The following is a 19,896-nucleotide window of genomic DNA, read 5'->3' on the forward strand; positions in this document are numbered from 1 at the left end:
TCATGACCGTCAACCTCGGAATGCCCACCGCGCCCGCGCCCGTCCTGGCGCCGCGCCGGCCCACCCGCCGCATCCAGGTGGGCAAGGTGGCCGTGGGCGGGGGCGCCCCCATCTCCGTGCAGTCGATGACCACCACCAAGACCACCGACATCAACGGCACGCTGCAGCAGATCGCCGAGCTCACCGCGTCCGGCTGCGACATCGTGCGCGTGGCCGTCCCCAGCCAGGACGACGCCGACGTGCTGCACATCATCGCCAAGAAGTCCCAGATCCCGGTGATCGCCGACATCCACTTCCAGCCCAAGTACGTCTTCGCGGCCATCGACGCCGGCTGCGCGGCCGTCCGGGTCAACCCCGGCAACATCCGGCAGTTCGACGACAAGGTGGGCGAGATCGCCAAGGCCGCCGCGGACGCGGGGGTGTCGCTGCGGATCGGCGTCAACGCCGGCTCGCTGGACAAGCGGCTGCTCGCCAAGCACGGCGGCCCCACCCCGGACGCCCTGGTGGAGTCGGCGCTCTGGGAGGCCTCGCTGTTCGAGGAGCACGGGTTCCGCGACTTCAAGATCTCGGTCAAGCACAACGACCCGATCGTGATGGTGCAGGCCTACCGCAAGCTGTCCGCGGAGTGCGAATACCCGCTGCACCTGGGCGTCACCGAGGCCGGCCCCGCCTTCCAGGGCACCATCAAGAGCTCCACCGCGTTCGGCATCCTGCTGGCCGAGGGCATCGGCGACACCATCCGGGTCTCGCTGTCGGCCCCGCCCGTGGAGGAGGTCAAGGTCGGCAACAAGATCCTTGAAAGCCTGAACCTGCGCCCCCGCAAGCTCGAGATCGTCTCCTGCCCGTCCTGCGGCCGCGCCCAGGTGGACGTCTACACGCTCGCCGAGCAGGTCACCGAGGGCCTGGAGGGCCTGACCGTGCCCCTGCGCGTCGCCGTGATGGGCTGTGTCGTCAACGGCCCGGGCGAGGCCCGCGAGGCCGACCTGGGCGTCGCCTCCGGCAACGGCAAGGGCCAGATCTTCGTCAAGGGCGAGGTCATCAAGACCGTGCCGGAGGACGAGATCGTCGCCACGCTCATCGCCGAGGCCAACCGGATCGCCGCCGAGATGGAGCACACCGGCGAGGCCCCGCAGGTCAGCGTCGGCTGACGACCGCACCGATCTCGCGAACGCCCGGGGGACCACCCCGGGCGTTCGCGCGTCCGGCGGCGGGAACGCGCGCGACAAGGCCGGGCGCGGCGCGGCGGGAGGCGTGCCGGCGCCAGCGGCGCGGCGGCGACCCCGCTAACGTGTCCGCATGCATGCGCGGGTGCTCGACGAGGGGGATCGCGCCCTCGTGGCGGAACTGCTCGCGCGCGACCCCGTGGGCAACTGCTTCGTGGCGTCCCGGGTGGACGCGGGCATCCTCAGCCTGGGCCCCGGCGAACTCTGGGGCTACCCGGCCCACGCCCCGCGCGCCCTGCTGCACGTCGGCGCGAACATCGTCGCGGTCAACCCCGACGACGAGGCGCTGGATGCCTTCACCGAGGACCTGGGGCGCTGGCGCCGGTTCGTGGCCATCGTCGGGCCCACCCCCGTCGCGCTGGGGCTATGGCGCCGCCTCACGCGCCGCTACGGCCGCCCGTACGCCGAGCCCCGGCTGGTCCGCGAGCGCCAGTTCCTCATGGCCCGCAGCGCCCCCAGCCCCGCCGCGCCCGACCCGCGGGTGAGGCGTGCGCGGGCGTCCGACTACGACAGCTACCTCGCCGGCGCCGTCGCCATGTACCGCGAGGAACTCGACGAGGACCCGCTGGCCACGAACTTCGCCGGGTACCGCCGCTACGTCCGCTCGCTGATCGACGCCCGGCGAGCCTTCGCGATCACCGACGACGGCGAGGTCGTGTTCAAGGCCGACCTCGGCGCGGTGTCGCCCGCGGTCGCCCAGGTGCAGGGCGTCTGGGTGGCGCCGCGGCTGCGCGGCCAGGGGCTGTCCGTGCCGGCGATGGCGGCGGTGACGAACGCGATCGTCGAGGACGGCCGGATCGCGTCGCTGTACGTCAACGACTTCAACACCCCCGCGGTCTCCTGCTACCGCAGCTGCGGCTACGCGATCGTGGACGAACTGGCGTCCGTGCTCTACTGAGCCGGCCGGTGCCGCCTCGGGGCCGGTCCGTGGCAACCGCGGCGGGGCGGGGGAGACCCGCCGCTAGATTGAATCGTATGAACGTGACAGCGTCCGATGACGTCGAGGTCGTGACCAGCGAGGGCGGGGCCGTCCCCGCCGGCCACAAGGTCGCCGTCCGGCCCGTGCGCGCCGGGTCGCCGGTCCGCAAGTTCGGCCACGTGATCGGGTACGCGACCGCCGACATCGCGGTGGGCGAGCACGTGCACTCCCACAACCTCGCCTTCGGCGACCACACCGGCGAGCCCGCCGCGGCCGACGCGGCCCCCGCCTGGACCGACGGCCTGCCCACCGGGGTGCCGACCACGTTCCGCGGCATCCGGCGCCCCGACGGCCGCGTGGCGACCCGCAACGTCATCGCGGTGGCGTCCACCGTGAACTGCTCGGCGACGGTCTGCCAGCGCATCGCCTCGACCATCGAGCGCGCGGGCCTGCTGGACGCCTGGGACGGCGTGGACGCCGTGGTCCCCATCACCCACACCACCGGGTGCGGCCTCGCCGTCGAGGGCCCCGACATGGACCAGCTGCGCCGCACCCTCGCCGGCTACGCCGGTCACGTCAACGTGGCCGGCCTGGTCGTGGTGGCGCTGGGCTGCGAGATGAACCAGATCTCCGCGTTCCTGGACGCCGCCGACCTGCCCGCGCACCTGCCGGTGGAACGCCTCGCCATCCAGGAGGTGGGCGGCACCCGCGCGACCGTCGAGGCCGGGGTCGCCGCCGTCGAGCGGCTCGCCGCGGCGATCGGGCCCGTCGAGCGCGAGGACATCGGCGTCGACGAGTTGGTCCTGGGGCTGAACTGCGGTGGCTCGGACGGCTGGTCGTCCCTGACCGCGAACCCGGCGCTGGGCGTGGCCTCCGACCTGCTGGTCGCGCACGGGGGCACCTCGGTGCTCGCGGAGACGCCCGAGATCTACGGCGCCGAGGACCTGCTGCTCGGCCGCGCCGAGCCGGCGACCGCCGACCGGCTGCGCGCCATCATCGCGCGCTGGGAGCGCGAGATCGCCGCGGCCGGCGAGACGCTCGACAACAACCCCAGCCCGGGCAACAAGGCCGGCGGGATCACCACCATCCTGGAGAAGTCCCTGGGGGCGGTGTCCAAGGCGGGGCACGCCCCGCTGGCGGCGGTCTACGAGTACGCGCAGCGCATCGACACCCCGGGGCTGGGGTTCATGGACACCCCCGGCTACGACCCGGTCTCGGTGACGGGGCTGATCGCGGGCGGCGCCAACGTCGTCGTCTTCACCACCGGACGCGGCTCCGCGCTCGGGAGCCAGCTCGTGCCCGTCATCAAGGTCGCCACCAACACGCCGCTGTTCGAGCGGATGCGCGACGACATGGACCTCAACGCGGGCGACGTCGTCGACGCCGGCGTCCCGCTGGCGGACAAGGGGCGCGAGCTCTACGAGCTCATCGTCGCCACGGCGTCCGGGCGGCGCACCGCCAGTGAGGAACTGGGCTACGGCTCCCAGGAGTTCATCCCGTGGATGAAGGGGCCCACCTACTGACCGGACTGGCCGCAACCACCCAGCATCCCGCGGCAACCCGGTGACGCCCGCCGCCGCGCGGCGGCAGGATCGACCCATGCATGAGTTCCAGGCGCTGTCGTCGGGTCGGATCGAGCGGGTGCTGGAGGAGCGGCTCCGCCCGGCGATCCACTCACACCGCACCCCGCTGCGGCTGTCGGCGCACGTGGTCGGCGGCGAGCCGATCAGCGTCGCCGACGGGCTGGCGGCCGACTACCGCCCCTTCGCGGTGGGGAGCGCTGGGGGCGCGCGTGGGACACCGTCTGGTTCCGGATCGAGGGCGAGATCCCGCCGGAGCTGGCCGGTCGGCGGCTCGAGATCGTCGCCGACCTCGGGTTCGACCCGCGGCGTCCGGGCTTCCAGTGCGAGGGGCTCGTCCACCGCCCCGACGGCACCCCGGTCCGGTCGCTGAACCCGCGCGCGGACTGGATCCCCGTCGACGGGGCGGCCGGCGACCGCCTCGAGTTCTATGTCGAGGCGGCCGCGAACCCCCACCTGCCCTCGTTCGCGCCGACCGAGCAGGGCGACGTCCTGACCGCGAGCGACGAGGAGCTCTACCGCGTGCGCGCGGTGGACCTGTGCGTCTTCGAGGCCGAGGTGTTCGAGCTCGTGCACGACGTCGAGGTGCTCGCCCAGCTCGCCCAGCAGCTGCCGCCGGACTCGGCCCGCCGCGCCACGATCCTGCGGGCCCTCGACCGCGCCCTGGACCAGGTGGACCTCGCCGACGTCGCCGGCACGGCGGCCGCCGCCCGCGCGGTGCTGGCGCCCGCGCTGGCGAGCCAGGCCGAGGCCAGCGCGCACCGGCTGAGCGCCGTGGGGCACGCGCACATCGACTCCGCCTGGCTGTGGCCGCTGCGGGAGACGGTGCGGAAGGTGGCCCGCACGGCGGCGTCCATGACGACGCTGCTGGAGGAGGACGACGCGTTCGTCTACGCCATGTCCAGCGCGCATCAGTACGCCTGGCTCAAGCAGCACCGCCCGGAGGTGTTCGCCCGCGTGCGGGACGCCGTCGCCGCCGGACGCTTCGTCCCGATCGGCGGCATGTGGGTCGAGCCCGACGCCGTCCTGCCCTCGGGGGAGAGCTTCATCCGGCAGATCAGCCACGGCCAGCGGTTCTTCCGCGAGGAGTTCGGCCTGGAGAGCACCGGCGCCTGGCTGCCCGACAGCTTCGGCTACAGCGGCGCGCTGCCCCAGCTGCTGGTGGGCTCGGGCCTGCGGTGGTTCCTCACCCAGAAGATCTCCTGGAACCAGGTCAACCGGTTCCCGCACCACACCTTCTGGTGGGAGGGCATCGACGGGACGCGGATCTACACCCACTTCCCGCCGCTGGACACCTACAACGCCGAGCTCAGCGGCGAGGAGGTCGCCCGCGCCGCCCGCCAGTTCCAGGAGAAGTCGGTGGCCCGCTCCTCGCTGGCGCCCACCGGCTGGGGCGACGGCGGCGGGGGCACCACCCGCGAGATGCTCGCCCGCGCCCGCCGGCTCGCCGACCTGGAGGGTTCCCCGCAGGTCGTGCTGGAGTCCGCGGACGCGTTCTTCGACCGCGCGATGGCCGAGCTGCCCGACCCCGAGGTGTGGCGCGGCGAGCTGTACCTCGAACTGCACCGCGCCACCTTCACGACCCAGCACCGCACCAAGCAGGGCAACCGGCGCAACCAGGCGCAGCTCGCCGAGGCCGAGCTGTGGTCCGCCACCGCCGCCGTGCGGACCGGTCACCCCTACCCGTACGACGCCCTCGACGAGCTGTGGCGCGAGGTGCTGCTGCTCCAGTTCCACGACATCCTGCCGGGCACCTCGATCGCCTGGGTGCACCGCGAGGCCGAGGAGCGGCACGCCGCCATCAGCGCGCGCCTGGCCGACCTGATCGCCGACGCGTTGGACGCCCTCGGCGTCACGGCGGCCGCCGGGGGGCCGCTCGTCATCAACGCCGCCCCCGTCGCCCAGCACGGGGCGCCGGCGCTCGCCGTGACGGCCGGGGATCTGCCCGAGCCGCCCCCGGTCGCGGCGGCGGCGCCCGGCGGGCACGTGCTGGAGAGCGGGCACGTCCGCGTGGGCATCGACGCCGACGGCTTCGTGGTCTCCCTGCTCGACAAGGCGTCCGGACGCGACGCCGTGCCGGCGGGCGGACGCGGCAACCTGCTGCAGCTCCACCAGGACTTCCCCAACAAGTGGGACGCCTGGGACGTCGACGCCCACTACCTCGGCATGGTCCAGGACCTCGACGGCCCCGCCGAGGTGCGCGCCGACGGGGACGGCGTCGTCGTGGCCCGGACGTTCGGCGCCTCCCGGGTCGAGCAGCGGCTGTCGCTGGCCCGCGACGGCCGGACGCTGCTGATCGACCACGCGATCGACTGGCACGAGGACGAGAAGTTCCTCAAGCTGGCGTTCGACGTCGACGTCTTCACCGACGAGGTGGTGGCCGAGACCCAGTTCGGCCACCAGCGCCGCGCCCACCACACGAACACGTCCTGGGAGGCCGCCCGCTTCGAGACGCACGCCCAGCGCTGGTTCCTGGTGCGCGAGCCCGGCTTCGGGGTGGCGTTCCTCAACGAGTCCAGCCACGGCTTCGACGTCCGCCGCACCCGGCACGCCGACTCACCGGGGCAGATCGCGCGGTTCTCGCTGCTGCGCGCGCCGCGCTACCCCGACCCCACCGCCGACCGGGGACGGCACACCCTGCGCGTCGGGGTGCTGGTGGGCGCCGACGTGGCCGCAGCGACCGCGGCCGGCCTCGCGATGGAGCACCCCGTCCGCCGCGCGTCCGGCTCCCCGGTGCCGCCGCTCGTGGCGGTCCGCGGCGACGGGGTCCTCATCAGCGCGGTGAAGCTGGCCGACGACCGCTCGGGCGACCTCATCGTGCGCGCGTACGAGTCCCGCGGCGGGCGCGCCACGGCCCGCTTCGCGCTGGACGCGCCGAGGGAGCACCTGCTCGCGGACACCAACCTGATCGAGGTGGACGCCCCGGGCGGGCCGCGCCTGCTGGTCGGCGGCGCCTTCGAGGCCGCGTTCCGGCCGTTCCAGGTCCGGACGTTCCGGCTGAGCCGGCGCGCCCGCTCCTGAGGGGGGTCAGGAGCCCCGCGGGAAGTACACGGTGGTGAGGCCGCTCGCCGAGGACGAAACGAGTAGCCCGCCCATCATGTCGACGGTGATCCCGGTGTCGCCGGTGGGGTCGAGCTTGACGTCCAGCGACCCGACCTGGGTGCCGCGGCTGGTCCGCAGCAGCAGCGTCGTGCCGGTCCGGATCGGGCGGTAGGCCACCACGGCCCCGTCGGAGGAGACGGCCTCCATGACCGTCTGGAGGCCGGCGTCGGGCAGTGTGACGCCCGTCTGGGCGAACGTGCTGGTCCCCAGCCCGAACTGGTCGAACTCCTCCACCAGGACGGCGCGCCCGTCCCGGTCCACCGCGGTGACGCCGGAGGCGAAGTCGGCCAGCCGGAACGAGGTGCGCGTGTTCGGCGCGGGCAGCCCCGGCACGGCCGCGACGTCCACGCCCACCGGGGAGCCGGACAGGTCGTGGGCGACGAAGGCGGTGGCCCCGTGCCCCATCACGTAGCCGTCGTGGGCCCAGGTCACCTCGGTGGACCTGAACGGCTGGACGCGGAAGCTCCCGTCGCCGGTGTTCAGCGCCCAGGCCAGCGACGCGGACGCCGTCCCGCCGCAGCCGAGCGTCTCGTCCAGCAGCCGGCAGGTCGCCACCGTGCCGCCCGGAGGCACCGGCGCCGACCACGCCGTCGAGCCGTCCGGGTTCATCGCCATGATCGAGCTCTCCTCGGCGTGCACGAACAGGTAGGTGCGCCGGCCGTCCTCCCCGATGGCGGTCAGCCCGCCCAGGTCGTCGGGCACGTCGCCCTCGGTCAGCACCTCCCCGTCGGAGGCACGGACGCGCAGGGCGGCCACGGCGTAGCCGCCCTGCGGCTTCTCGGTGGCGCGTGCGACGACGGCGACGGTGCCGATCACCGCCCCGGGTTCGCAGGAGCCGGGCGCCGTGGACCACAGCTTCTCCCCGGTCGTCAGGTCGAGCGCCCGCACCTCCAGTTGCTGCTGCGCGTTCCGGGCCTGGAGCAGCAGGATCGCGCCGTCCGGGGTGACGCCGCACGGCGTGCCCTCGGCGTCGAACGTGCGGCCCAGGCCGTCGGCGTAGCCGGGCGCCAGCCAGGCCCCCGCGTCCGCGCCGAGCGGGGTGAGCAGCGGGCGGGCACCCGCCGGCGCGCCGCCCGGCGACGACGCCGTGGCGCCGGGCGACGGTGCAGGGGAGCTCGGGGCGGGCGTGGGTGCGCCGCCGGGGAACAGGCCGAGCACGCTGCACCCGGCCAGGGTGGACAGGGCGAGGCCGATGCCGAGGGCGGCGATGAGCCGGGGGGTGGCTGCCATGGGGGTCCCCTTCCACCGGGATCCGGTGTCGAGTACGGCGGATGGCGCAATACAAGCAGCCGGGGCGGCCGGTGCGCCCGGACGCCCGTCCCGCAAGACGCGCCCGCGGGCACGTCAGCCCCGCTGTCGCCACCCCCTCCACGATCCTGCGGACCGCCGCGGGACGGTAGGGTGGCTGATCGTGATCACGCGCATGTCCCAGCTGTTCTTCCGCACCCTCCGCGAGGACCCCGCCGACGCCGAGCTGCCCAGCCACCGCTGGCTCGTGCGCGCCGGGTACATCCGCCGCGTGGCGCCCGGGATCTACAGCTGGCTGCCGCTGGGGTTGCGCGTGCTGCACAAGGTGGAGGCCATCGTCCGGGAGGAGATGGCCGCCTTCGGCGCGCAGGAGGTCCACTTCCCGGCGCTGCTGCCCCGGGAGCCCTACGAGGCGACGAACCGGTGGACCGAGTACGGCCCCAACCTGTTCCGGCTGCAGGACCGCAAGGGCTCGGACTACCTGCTCGGGCCGACGCACGAGGAGATGTTCACCCTGATGGTGAAGGACCTGTACTCCTCGTACAAGGACCTGCCGCTGTCGATCTTCCAGATCCAGACCAAGTACCGCGACGAGGCCCGCCCGCGCGCCGGCCTGCTGCGGGGCCGCGAATTCGTGATGAAGGACTCCTACTCCTTCAACATCGACGACGCCGGCCTGGAGGAGTCCTACGCGCAGCACCGCGACGCCTACATCCGGATCTTCGACCGGCTGGGCCTGGACTACGTCATCGTCAAGGCCACCTCGGGCGCCATGGGCGGCTCGGCGTCGGAGGAGTTCCTCGGCATCGCCGCCAACGGCGAGGACACCTTCGTCCGCAGCCCCGGCGGCTACGCGGCGAACGTCGAGGCGGTCGTCCGGCCGACGGCCCCGCGCAGGACGCGTCCGGCGTCCCCGCGGCGCACGCCGAGGACACTCCCGACAGCCCGACCATCGAGACGCTGGTGGCGCTCTCGAACGACCGCTTCCCCCGCGCCGACCGGCCGTGGACCGCGGGCGACACGCTCAAGAACGTGCTGTTCATGCTGGTGCAGCCCGACGGCACCCGGACGCCGCTGGCGATCGGCCTGCCCGGCGACCGCGAGGTGGACGGCAAGCGCCTGGAGGCGGCGGTCGAGCCCGCGGAGGTCGAGGCCTTCTCCGAGGCCGACTTCGAGCGGTACCCCCAGCTCGTCAAGGGTTACATCGGCCCCGGCGCACTCGGCGCGGGCGCGGACGGGAAGGGCGTGCGTTACCTGACCGACCCGGCCGTGTCGGAGGGCACCCGCTGGATCACGGGCGCCGACGAGCCGGGCCGGCACGTCTACGACCTGGTGATGGGCCGCGACTTCTCCTCCGACGGCGTCCTGGACGTCGCCGAACTGCGCGACGGCGACCCCGCGCCGGACGGCTCGGGCCCCCTGACGCTGGCGCGCGGCATCGAGCTGGGCCACATCTTCCAGCTGGGGCGCAAGTACGCCGACGCGCTGGGCCTGAAGGTGCTCGACCCGAACGGCAAGCTCGTCACGGTCACGATGGGCTCCTACGGCATCGGGGTCTCCCGCGCCGTCGCCGCGATCGCGGAGGAGACCAGCGACGAGCTGGGGCTGGCCTGGCCGCGCGCCGTCGCGCCGTTCGACGTCCACCTCGTCGCCACCGGCAAGGACGAGGCGCCGCTGGCGTTCGCCGCCGAGTTGGCGCAGACCCTGTCGGACGCCGGCCTCGAGGTGCTCCTGGACGACCGCAAGGCCAGCCCGGGCGTGAAGTTCGCCGACGCCGAGATCATGGGCATGCCGACCTCGGTCGTCGTGGGCCGCGGCCTCGCCGACGGCGTCGTCGAGGTGCGCGACCGTCGCACCGGCGAGAAGACCGAGGTGCCCGCCGACGAGGTGGGGGACCGGCTGCTCGCGATCCTGGCGGAGTGACCGGGCTGGAGCTGCCGCTGGCGACGCTGGCGCTGCTCGTCGCCGCCTCCTTCTTCGCCGGCTGGGTCGACTCGGTCGTGGGCGGCGGCGGGCTGATCCAACTGCCGTCGCTGCTGATCGGGCTGCCCGCCGACACCCCGGTCCCGACGATCGCGGGCACCAACAAGCTGCCCAGTTCGCTGGGCACCGCCGCCGCGGCCCTCACCTACCTGCGGCGCGTCCCCATCACGTACCTCCACCTCGTGCCGCTCATCGCGGGCGCGGCCTCCGGATCCGCGCTGGGGGCGCAGCTCACCCACCTGCTGGACCGGCGCGCGTTCAACCCGCTCGTGCTGGCCGCGATCGTGGGGGTGGGCTGGTACACGTGGCGCCGGCCCCAACTCGGCATGGCCGCCGAGGACGCGCACGCCGGCTGGGCGGCCGGGCTGCGGCTGCTGGGGATCGGCCTGCTCGTCGGCGCGTGGGACGGCTTCATCGGGCCGGGCACCGGGTCGTTCTTCCTCATCCTGCTCGTCGCGGTCATGGGGCTGGAGTTCCTGCAGGCGACCGCGCTGGCCAAGGTCGCCAACCTGACCACCAACGTGGCGGCGCTGTTCGTGTTCGGGTTCTCGGGCAACATCCTGTGGGGGTTGGGGCTCGCGATGGGTGCGGCGAACGTGTGCGGGGGCTGCTCGGCGCGCGCACCGCGCTCAAGCACGGCAACGGCTTCGTGCGCCGGGTCTTCCTGGTGGTGATCGTCGTCCTGGGCGCCAAGGTCGCCTACGACACGGTGCTGGGCTTCCTCGGCTGACCTCCGGCGCGTGTGCGGCCTCCGGTCCTCCCGCCGGGGACCGCGGTCAGCGCAGCGGTAGCCCGGGCCAGCGCTGCATCAGCCCGCCCCACGTCGCCACCCCGGACGCCGACGCGTCCAGTTGCGCCGAGATCGCCGGGCGCATCACCGACGGCGCGTGCGCGAACGCGCGGCCCAGCACCGGGAGCGCGTCGCCCTGCAGCCGCGCGGCGAGCGCGCGCGCCCCGGCGGGGTCGGTGGGCCGCTCCACGCGGTACCACGGCGCCACGGGGGTCGGCGCCGGCGAGGCGGTCGCGGACGCCTCGGTCAACGCGTCCCGCAGCGTCAGCCACTGGGCCCGCTGCCGGCGCAGGGTGGAGGTCTCCTCGCCGCTCAGGCCCGGGGCGCCCGTGGCCACCTCGAGGCCGTAGACGGCCTCGCCCGCGGCATCCAGGGCCGCCTGCACCGCCTCGGCCGGTTCCTGCGCCGCCGGTTCCAGCAGCGTGCGGGCCGGCTCCAGCGAGGCGGTCGCGGCCGCCCAGTGCGTGGCCAGCGCCCGCGCCCAGGCGGCCATCGCCGCCCACACCAGCGGGCGGGCGGCGTCGGCGGCGATCGACTGCGCGGCGAAGGCGTCGGCGGCCGCGCTCAACGCGGCCTCGGGTGATGCCGACGGCGCGGCGGTGGGCGTCGGGGCGGCGGACGCGCCGGGGGAGCGCGCCGGGGGCAGGGACAGCGCGGCGAGCTGGTCGTCGCTCACCGACAGGGCCCAGGCGAGCAGCGTGGCGTGCGGGGCGTCCTGTCCGGAGGCGGCCGCAGCGTCGAGGGCGTCCCGCAGCGACAGCGCCGCCCGCTGGCCGTCCAGCAGCGCCCCCGTGGGCGGCGCCAGCGGCGCGGGCGGCGGGCCCAGCGGGACCAGGGCGCAGCCCGACAGCGACGCGAGGACCGCCCCGCCCACGAACGCACGCCTGCTCAGCACAGGCCGAAGGCTAGCAACCCCGACCACCCCGCGCGGACGCGTCGCCGCCCTGCCGCTCGGCTAGACTCGTGCGAACAACTGCACGTCACAACAGGAGGCTTCATGAACGAGCATGCGATCGCGGCATTGGTGGAGCCGGTGGTGGCGCGCAGCGGGCTCGAAGTCGACCGGATCGAGATCGCGCGGGCGGGCAAGCGCAGCGTCCTGCGGGTCTACCTCGACGGTGACGGCCCCGACGGGCGCGGCCCCAGCCTCGACGAGATCGCCGACGCGACGCGCGCGATCTCCACGGCGCTGGACGAGTCGCCCGCCGTCGGCAACGCCCCCTACACCCTCGAGGTGAGCACGCGCGGCGTCAGCCGGCCGCTCACCGAGGCCAAGCACTTCCGCCGCAACGTCGGGCGTCTGGTGAAGCTCACCACGCCCGACGGCCCGGTGGCCGGCCGCATCGCGGCCGTCGACGGCGACGCCGTCGAAGTCGACGTGGACGGCGCGACCCGCAGCGTCCCGCTCGGCGACATCAGCAACGCCGTCGTCCAGGCCGAACTCCGCAAGGACTCCTTCGCCGACGACGCCGACGAAGAGGAGTGACACGGTGGACATCGACATGGGCGCGCTGCGCATGCTGGAGCGCGACAAGGACATCCCGATGGGGGTCCTGGTGCGCGCGATGGAGGAGGCCATCCTCAACGCGTACGAGAAGTCGGGTCACCCCGTGAAGGGGGCCCGCGTCGAGCTGGACACCAAGTCCGGGCGGTTCTCGGTGATGGCCCCGGAGACCGACGAGGAGGGCGAGGTCGTCGGCTGGTACGAGGACACGCCGGAGGGCTTCGGGCGGGTGGCGGCGGCCACCGCGCGCCAGGTGATCTTCCAGCGGCTGCGGGAGGCCGAGGACGAGCAGAAGTTCGGCCACTTCGCGGCGAAGGAGGGCGACATCATCACCGGCGTCATCCAGGCCGACCGCGACAGCCGCACGGTGCGCGTCGACCTGGGCCCGCTGGAGGCGATCATGCCGCCGGCCGAGCAGGTGCCGACCGAGACCTACCGCCACGGCGACCGGATCCGCGTCTACGTGGTGGCGGTGCGCCGCGAGCCGAAGGGGCCGCAGGTGGTGGTCTCGCGCACGCACCCCAACCTGGTGCAGCGGCTGTTCAAGATGGAGGTGCCGGAGATCGAGTCCGGCGTCGTCGAGATCAAGGCGCTCGCCCGCGAGGCCGGCTACCGCACCAAGATCGCCGTCAACAGCAACGACACGAACGTGTCGGCCAAGGGGGCGTGCATCGGGCCGATGGGCCAGCGGGTCCGGGCGGTGATGAACGAGCTGAACGGCGAGAAGATCGACATCATCGACTGGTCCGAGGACGGCGCGACGTTCGTCGCCGAGGCGCTGAGCCCCGCCAAGGTCAGCTCGGTGACGGTCACCGACCAGTTCGCGAAGGCCGCGCGGGTCATCGTCCCCGACTACCAGCTCAGCCTGGCGATCGGTCGCGAGGGCCAGAACGCGCGCCTCGCCGCCCGGCTCACCGGGTGGCGCATCGACATCCGCCCGGACACCCAGCAGGACTGAGGCGCGAGCACCCCGAACGACAAGGGGGATCATCACCCGCAACGGGGGTGGTGATCCCCCTTGTCGCTGTTCTGGGGCGGGCGGAGAATGCGCCATGCGCGGCGAGGACTCGCCCCCGACCGCGCGGACCCCGGGGAGGTCGCCATGCGCAGTCGTCCGGCCACTGCCGCCCTGTTCGTTCTCGCACTCACGGTGGTGATGTCTCTCCTGGGGGCACGCCCGCGCAGGCGGCCTCACCGCCCTGCAGTTCCTCGACCCCCGTCGCGCAGCGCCCGCTGCTGCGGCGCGGGGACACCGGCTCGTGCGTCCGGGTGCTGCAGCAGCTGCTCACCGCCCGCGGGTTCGCGGCGACCGCCGACGGCATCTTCGGCCCGGGCACCGAGCGCGCCGTGCGCAGGTTCCAGGGTGACCGCGTCGAACTCGTCGTGGACGGTGTCGTGGGTCAGCGCTCGTGGAGCGCGATGGTCGCCAACAGCGGCACCCGGTACACGACGGGCCGCGGCCCGAACCTGTCCGGCCGCGTGGTGCTGAGCTACGACGACTGCCCGACGTCGCTGGCGGCCTTCACGACCATGGTCCGCGCCGCCCGCGACCAGGGCGTCGCGCTGGTGCTGTTCCCGACGGGGCAGTGCGTGTCCGCGGGCCGCGTCGACGTGGGCTACGCGCGCAGCCTGGGTCACTACGTGTTCAACCACTCGGTCAGCCACCCCGACCTCACGACGCTCAGCGCGTCCGGGGTCGCGACCCAGCTCGGGACGCCGGGGGTGCAGGGGTCCTACGGCCGGCCGCCGTACGGCGCCTACAACACCGCGGTGAAGGACGCCTACCTCGCCAAGGGGATGCGCGTGTGGACGTGGACGCTCGACACCAACGACTGGCAGGGGCCCAAGTCGCAGGCCCAGGTGGTCTCGATCGCGCGCGGCGCGCCCGCCGGGGCGACGGTGCTGATGCACATGCAGCACGCCGCCTTCAACCCGACGGCGCTGCAGCAGATCACCTCGGGGCTGGCGTCGCGCGGCATCGGTGTGTGCCGCAACCAGGGCGTGACGACCCCGGCACGCCCCACCGTGCTGGCCTGCTGAGACGCACGGGGGCCGCGCGTCCGAGCGACGCGCGGCCCGCGGGTGAGGAGGGCGGAGGGGTCAGCGGCGACCACCCCCGATCACGCCGGCCTCGACGGCCTTCTTGACCGCGTCGGCCTCGGCCCGGGTCAGGTCGCCGTCGGTGACCGCCTGATCCAGGCGCTGCTGCAGCGCGGCCGCGCGGTCGGCGTCCCGGTCGGACTGGATCCCGGCGAGGGCCTCGGTGACCTTGGCCTCGTCGACCCCCAGCGCCTTCGCGAGTTCGGAGGCCAGCGCCGCCTGGCGCTCCTCGTGGTTCGGCCGGTTCTGCTGGTTCCCCGCGGCGTCCTTGGCCGGCTTGACGGCGGCGTGCGCCGTCTTCAACGCCTCGCTCACCGTGGCCTGGTCGAGCCCTAGCTTCTCGGCGAGTTGCTGGGCCAGCCGGCCGTCGCGCTCCCCGCCGTGGCGGCCCTTGCCCCCGCCGCGCTCGGACCCCTGCTGGTCGCTCCCCACGGACGCCGAGGGCGTGGGGGAGGGGGTCGGGTCGGCCGCCTGGGCGATCCCGGCCGCGCCGGCGACGCCGCCGAGTGCCAGCGCGCCCGCGCCTAGCCCCAGACCGATCTTGTGCATCGTCTTCATGGTTCTCCTTACGTGGTGGACGATTACGACTCCAGTAGGCACCCGGCGGATCAGCGCCCGCTGGACGCGGGCTGTCAGGATGCTGTGAGTCTTCGGCACTAGGCTGAGGCCGTGCCGATCCGAACCTGCGTGGGCTGCCGCGCGACCGAGGAGCCGACCGCCATGGTGCGGGTGGTCGCCCAGGCCGGGCGCGTCGTGGTGGGGCGGACGCTCCCGGGGCGCGGCGCCTGGCTGCACCCGGGGTGCCTCGAGGCCGCCCTGAAGCGCCGGGCGCTGCCCCGCGCGCTGCGGGCGCCGGGCGTCTCCACCGAGGGCCTGGCCGAGGCGGTCGCCGCCGAGGCGGGGTCCGGGCGGGGTGCCTCGCGCTGACGCGGCCGTCCGGCTGCGGCGCCCCGCGCGATCCGCTTGGGCAAACGGCTGCTGCAACCGGTAGGATGGACGCTGCGCTTCGCGTGCTGTGCGCGAACACAAACCAGAAGGTGGGCTCAGGCTCATGACCACTCGATGAGTAATTCGAAATGAGCAACGACGACTAACTGGCTCGCGCGTCGCGGGCCTGAAGGAGAGTAGTGGCTAAGGTCCGCGTCTACGAACTCGCGAAGGAGTTCGGACTCGAAAGCAAAGAGGTTCTGGGGATCCTCAAGGACATGGGCGAGTTCGTCCGGTCCGCATCCTCAACGATCGAGCCGCCCGTGGTGCGGCGGCTCACCGAGAAGCTGAAGGGCGGCTCCTCCGAGAGCAAGCCCGCCGCCCCGGCGACCCCGGCCGCCCCGAAGGCGTCCGCCCCCGCCGGCACGCGCCCGGCCGCGCCGGGCCCCCGGCCGTCGGCCCCCGCGCCCGCGCCGACGGGCAACCGCCCCGCGCCCGCACCGGGCCCGCGTCCCGCGGCTCCGGCGCCCGCGCCCCGGCCCGCTGCGGCGCCTGCGCCTGCGCCGGCCCCCCGCCCGGCCGCGCAGCCGCAGCAGCCGCCGCAGCAGCAGCGTCCGGCGGCCAGCGCGCCGCAGCAGCCCGCCGCGGCGCCCAAGCCGGGTGCCGCCGCGCGTCCCGGGCCCCGCCCGGGCCCGCGTCCGGGTGGCACCGGCGGCCTTCCCGGCCAGCAGCAGCGCGCCCCGCGTCCCGGTGGCGCACCGCGTCCCGGCAACAACCCGTTCGCGCCGAGCCAGGGCATGGGCGTGCGTCGCCAGCGCCCCGACGCGCCGCAGCAGGGTGCCCGTCCGGGTGCCCCGGGTCGTCCCGGCCCGCGCCCCGGCGCCGAGGGCGGCGCCCCGCGCATGCCGCGTCCCGGTGGGACCGGCGGCATGCCGCGTCCCAACCCCGCGATGATGCCCAAGCACGCCAGCGGCCAGCTCAGCCCGGCGGGGCAGCGTCCCGCCCGCGGCGGCGGCGCCGGCGGCCCCGGCCGCGGTCGTCCCGGCGGTGCCGGCGGTCCCGGCGGCGGTGCGCGTCCCGGCTTCGGCGGCGGCCCCTCGACCGGCCCGGTCGGCGGCGGTGGCCGCGGTCGCGGTGGTCGCGGCGGCACCCAGGGTGCGTTCGGTCGCGGTGGCGGCCAGGCGCGTCGCGGACGCAAGAGCAAGAAGGCGCGTCGCGCAGAGTTCGACCAGATGGAGGCCCCGACGATCGGCGGCGTCCGCATCCGGTCGGGTGAGGGCCAGAAGGTCCGGCTGCGTCGTGGCGCGTCCCTGACGGATCTCGCCGAGAAGATCGGCGTCGATCCCGCGTCCCTGGTGCAGGTGCTGTTCCACCTCGGCGAGATGGTCAACGCCACCCAGTCGGTGGCGGACGACACGCTGCAGGTGCTGGGCGCGGAGCTGAACTACGACATCGAGATGGTCAGCCCCGAGGACGAGGACCGCGAACTGCTGGAGTCCTTCGACCTCGAGTTCGGCGAGAACGCCGGCGACGAGGACGACCTGGAGCCCCGCCCCGCGGTCGTCACCGTCATGGGTCACGTCGACCACGGCAAGACGAAGCTGCTGGACGCGCTGCGCCACTCCAACGTGGTCGCCAAGGAGGCCGGCGGCATCACGCAGGCCATCGGCGCCTACCAGGTGCAGACCGAGGTCGACGGCGTCGAGCGTCGGATCACCTTCATCGACACCCCGGGCCACGAGGCGTTCACCGCCATGCGTGCCCGCGGCGCCAAGTCGACCGACATCGCGGTGCTCGTGGTGGCCGCCGACGACGGCGTGATGCCGCAGACGATCGAGGCGCTCAACCACGCCCAGGCCGCCGACGTGCCCGTCGTGGTCGCGGTCAACAAGGTCGACAAGGAGACCGCTGACCCGGTGCGGGTCCGCGGCGAACTGTCCGAGTACGGCCTGATCCCCGAGGAGTACGGCGGCGACACCATGTTCGTCGACGTCTCCGCGGTCACCCGCGAGGGCCTGGAGCGGCTGCAGGAGGCGATCGTCCTGACCGCCGACGCGGCCCTGGACCTGCGCGCCAACCCCGACATGCCCGCTCAGGGTGTGGCGATCGAGGCGCACCTCGACAAGGGCCGCGGCCCGGTCGCGACGGTCCTGGTCCAGCGCGGCACGCTCCGCACCGGCGACTCGATCGTCGCCGGCTCGGCGCACGGCCGCGTCCGCGCCATGATCAACGATCTGGGCGAGACCGTGGACGAGGCTCCGCCGTCGATGCCGGTCCAGGTGCTCGGCCTGACGTCGGTCCCCGGCGCCGGCGACAGCTTCCTGGCCGTCGACGACGACCGGATGGCCCGGCAGATCGCGGACAAGCGCGAGGCGCGTCAGCGCGCGGCACTGCTGGCCCGCACGACCCGCCGCAAGACCCTCGACCAGCTGTTCGAGCAGTTGGAGAAGGGCGAGACCCAGGAGCTCAAGCTCATCCTCAAGGGCGATTCGGCCGGTTCGGTCGAGGCGCTGGAGGACTCGCTGGCCAAGATCGAGGTCGGCGACGAGGTGTCGCTGCGCGTCATCGACCGCGGCGTCGGTGCCATCACCGAGACCAATGTCTCGCTGGCGGCGGCGTCCGACGCGGTCATCATCGGCTACAACGTCCGTGCCCAGGGCAAGGCCACGCAGATGGCCGACTCCGAGGGCGTCGACATCCGCTACTACTCGGTCATCTACGCGGCGATCGACGACGTGGAGGCGGCGCTCAAGGGCATGCTCAAGCCGATCTTCGAGGAGAAGACGATGGGGCAGGCGGAGATCCGCGAGATCTTCCGCAGCTCCAAGGTCGGGACGATCGCGGGCTGCATGGTGCTGGACGGCATCATGCGCCGCAACGCCAAGGCCCGCCTGCTCCGCGACGGCATCGTCGTCACGGAGACCTCGATCGCGTCGCTGCGGCGCGAGAAGGACGACGCCACCGAGGTCCGCGAGGGCTTCGAGTGCGGCCTGACGCTGAACCACTACAGCGACATCAGGATCGGCGACATCGTCGAGACGTTCGAGATGGTCGAGAAGCCGCGCGACTGACCTCGCACGGAACAACCAGCGACTGGCCCGGGAAGCGAGAGCTCGCCCGGGCCAGCCGCGTCCCACAGATTCACGAAGGGATGAAGGACATGGGCAACCCGCGCTACATCAAGGTCGCCGAGCAGATGAAGGTGATCATCGCCGAACTGCTCGAGCGCCGCATCAAGGACCCGCGGCTGGGTTTCGTCACGCTCACCGACGTCCGCCTGACCGGTGATGGCCGCGAGGCGACGGTGTTCTACACCGTGCTCGGCGACGAGGCGGAGCGTGTGGCGAGCGCCGTGGCGCTGAAGTCCGCGGGCGGCCTGATCCGTTCCACGGTCGGCAAGCAGCTCGGGATGAAGTTCACCCCGACGATCGCCTTCGTCCTGGACGCGGTGCCGGAGACGGCCGCCGAGATGGACGCCCTGCTGGCGGCCGCCCGCGCCTCGGACGCCGACCTGGCGGCCCGCAGCGCCGGCGCGACCTACGCCGGGGACGCCGACCCGTACAAGAAGCCGGCCGAGGACGACGCGTCCGAGGACGACGCCGAGGAGAACTGACCCGGTGGTCGACGCGGCGTTGCTGCTGGCCGACAAGCCGGGCGGCATCACCAGCCACCAGGTCGTCTCGCGGGCCCGGCGCGCCCTGGGCACCAAGAAGGTCGGCCACGCCGGCACCCTGGACCCGATGGCCACGGGCCTGATGGTCCTGGGCGTCGAGAAGGGCACCCGACTGCTGGGGCACCTGACGGGGATGGACAAGACCTACGAGGCGACGATCCGCCTCGGGGTGGCGACCAACACCGACGACGCCGAGGGCGAGGTCGTCGCGGCGCCGGGAGCCACGCTGGCGTCCGTCGGCCCCAGGATCGCGGTCGAGGTGGGGCGCTCACCGGCGCCATCGAGCAGGTGCCGTCGTCGGTGTCCGCGATCAAGGTGAACGGACGCCGGGCGTACGCGCTGGTCCGCAAGGGTGAGGACGTCCAACTGGCCGCCCGCCCCGTGACCGTCGCGCGCTTCGAGGTCAGGGACGTGCGCGAGGCCGAGGCCGACGGCGCCGGCGTCGTCGATCTGGACGTCGTGGTCGACTGCAGCTCGGGCACCTACATCCGCGCCCTGGCGCGCGATCTGGGCGCGGCGCTCGGCGTCGGGGGGCACCTCACCCGGCTGCGGCGCACCCGGATCGGCCCCTTCACCCTGGCGCACGCGGGCTGGGACGCCGAACTGCCCGACCTGGCACCCGGCGAGCTGTTCCCCGTGCCCACCTACCCCCTCGGGGACATCGCGCCGCTGGCGTTCGCGACCGTCGAGATCGACGACGACGAGGCCCGCGACGTCGGCTTCGGCCGGCCGCTCGCGCGCCCGCTGCCCGCCGACCCGACGGCGCTGCTGCACGGCGGCCGGCTGCTGGCGCTGTATCGCCCGCAGGGCACCGGCTCCGTCCCCGTGGCCGTCCTGGTCTAGGCTG

13 protein-coding genes and 3 pseudogenes are annotated in these 19,896 nt (G+C 74.0%); 13 read left to right on the plus strand and 3 right to left on the minus strand.

The window, feature by feature from the left end:
• Positions 1–2: 2 nt before the first annotated feature.
• The 4 genes and pseudogenes from ispG (at position 3) to G7070_RS13485 (ending at position 6,743) form a co-directional block, all read left to right on the plus strand.
• Positions 3–1,148, plus strand: a complete 1,146-nt coding sequence (ispG, locus tag G7070_RS13470) for a flavodoxin-dependent (E)-4-hydroxy-3-methylbut-2-enyl-diphosphate synthase (protein WP_166234166.1) — start codon at positions 3–5, stop codon at positions 1,146–1,148.
• A 148-nt stretch (positions 1,149–1,296) separates the two neighbouring features.
• On the plus strand, positions 1,297–2,121 hold the full coding sequence (locus tag G7070_RS13475; protein ID WP_166234167.1) for a GNAT family N-acetyltransferase: 825 nt from the start codon (positions 1,297–1,299) through the stop codon (positions 2,119–2,121).
• A gap of 77 nt (positions 2,122–2,198) precedes the next feature.
• Complete coding sequence (locus tag G7070_RS13480) at positions 2,199–3,665, plus strand: UxaA family hydrolase (protein WP_166234168.1); 1,467 nt, start codon at positions 2,199–2,201, stop codon at positions 3,663–3,665.
• A 76-nt stretch (positions 3,666–3,741) separates the two neighbouring features.
• A pseudogene (locus G7070_RS13485) lies at positions 3,742–6,743 on the plus strand (alpha-mannosidase).
• A gap of 6 nt (positions 6,744–6,749) precedes the next feature.
• On the opposite strand, the gene G7070_RS13490 reads toward G7070_RS13485, so the two are convergent.
• Positions 6,750–8,054 (minus strand): hypothetical protein, encoded by a 1,305-nt coding sequence (locus G7070_RS13490; protein ID WP_166234169.1) that lies wholly within the window; start codon positions 8,052–8,054, stop codon positions 6,750–6,752.
• Positions 8,055–8,247: 193 nt separating this feature from the next.
• On the opposite strand from G7070_RS13490, the pseudogene G7070_RS13495 reads away from it, so the two are divergent.
• Both G7070_RS13495 and G7070_RS13500 read left to right on the plus strand, forming a co-directional pair.
• Positions 8,248–9,995, plus strand: a pseudogene (locus tag G7070_RS13495) (proline--tRNA ligase).
• On the plus strand, positions 9,992–10,729 hold the full coding sequence (locus tag G7070_RS13500) for a sulfite exporter TauE/SafE family protein (RefSeq protein WP_246227123.1): 738 nt from the start codon (positions 9,992–9,994) through the stop codon (positions 10,727–10,729). The pseudogene G7070_RS13495 and the gene G7070_RS13500 overlap by 4 nt, the downstream one beginning before the upstream one ends.
• Positions 10,730–10,831: 102 nt before the next feature.
• Here the strand turns inward: G7070_RS13500 and G7070_RS13505 are convergent, their stop codons facing one another.
• Positions 10,832–11,740: a hypothetical protein gene (locus G7070_RS13505; protein ID WP_166234170.1), complete on the minus strand. Its 909-nt coding sequence runs from the start codon at positions 11,738–11,740 to the stop codon at positions 10,832–10,834.
• Positions 11,741–11,842: 102 nt separating this feature from the next.
• Here G7070_RS13505 and rimP point away from each other — a divergent pair, with 102 nt between their 5' ends.
• From rimP to G7070_RS13520, 3 genes are read left to right on the plus strand one after another with little or no spacing between them, the layout of a single operon-like run.
• Positions 11,843–12,331, plus strand: coding sequence for a ribosome maturation factor RimP (gene rimP, locus G7070_RS13510; protein WP_166234171.1), 489 nt, complete (start codon positions 11,843–11,845; stop codon positions 12,329–12,331).
• 4 nt (positions 12,332–12,335) lie between these two features.
• Positions 12,336–13,307: a transcription termination factor NusA gene (gene nusA, locus G7070_RS13515; protein ID WP_166234172.1), complete on the plus strand. Its 972-nt coding sequence runs from the start codon at positions 12,336–12,338 to the stop codon at positions 13,305–13,307.
• 50 nt (positions 13,308–13,357) lie between these two features.
• A complete protein-coding gene (locus G7070_RS13520) occupies positions 13,358–14,389 on the plus strand; it encodes a peptidoglycan-binding protein (protein WP_431977898.1) in 1,032 nt (343 codons plus the stop codon).
• A gap of 60 nt (positions 14,390–14,449) precedes the next feature.
• Here the strand turns inward: G7070_RS13520 and G7070_RS13525 are convergent, their stop codons facing one another.
• Positions 14,450–15,007: a hypothetical protein gene (locus G7070_RS13525; protein WP_166234174.1), complete on the minus strand. Its 558-nt coding sequence runs from the start codon at positions 15,005–15,007 to the stop codon at positions 14,450–14,452.
• Between the two features lie 111 nt (positions 15,008–15,118).
• Between G7070_RS13525 and G7070_RS13530 the strand changes: the two genes are divergently transcribed.
• The 4 genes and pseudogenes from G7070_RS13530 (at position 15,119) to truB (ending at position 19,892) form a co-directional block, all read left to right on the plus strand.
• Complete coding sequence (locus tag G7070_RS13530; RefSeq protein ID WP_206079794.1) at positions 15,119–15,376, plus strand: YlxR family protein; 258 nt, start codon at positions 15,119–15,121, stop codon at positions 15,374–15,376.
• Positions 15,377–15,576: 200 nt separating this feature from the next.
• Positions 15,577–18,447 carry a translation initiation factor IF-2 gene (gene infB, locus G7070_RS13535; RefSeq protein WP_166234175.1) on the plus strand — a complete coding sequence of 957 codons (2,871 nt, stop codon included), beginning with the start codon at positions 15,577–15,579 and terminating at the stop codon, positions 18,445–18,447.
• Positions 18,448–18,536: 89 nt separating this feature from the next.
• Positions 18,537–18,989 carry a 30S ribosome-binding factor RbfA gene (rbfA, locus tag G7070_RS13540; protein WP_166234176.1) on the plus strand — a complete coding sequence of 151 codons (453 nt, stop codon included), beginning with the start codon at positions 18,537–18,539 and terminating at the stop codon, positions 18,987–18,989.
• Positions 18,990–18,993: 4 nt separating this feature from the next.
• Positions 18,994–19,892 (plus strand): annotated as a pseudogene (truB, locus tag G7070_RS20010) (tRNA pseudouridine(55) synthase TruB).
• Positions 19,893–19,896 lie beyond the last annotated feature (4 nt).

The organism is Propioniciclava coleopterorum, assembly GCF_011393335.1.
GTDB classification, from domain to species: Bacteria; Actinomycetota; Actinomycetes; order Propionibacteriales; family Propionibacteriaceae; genus Propioniciclava; species Propioniciclava coleopterorum.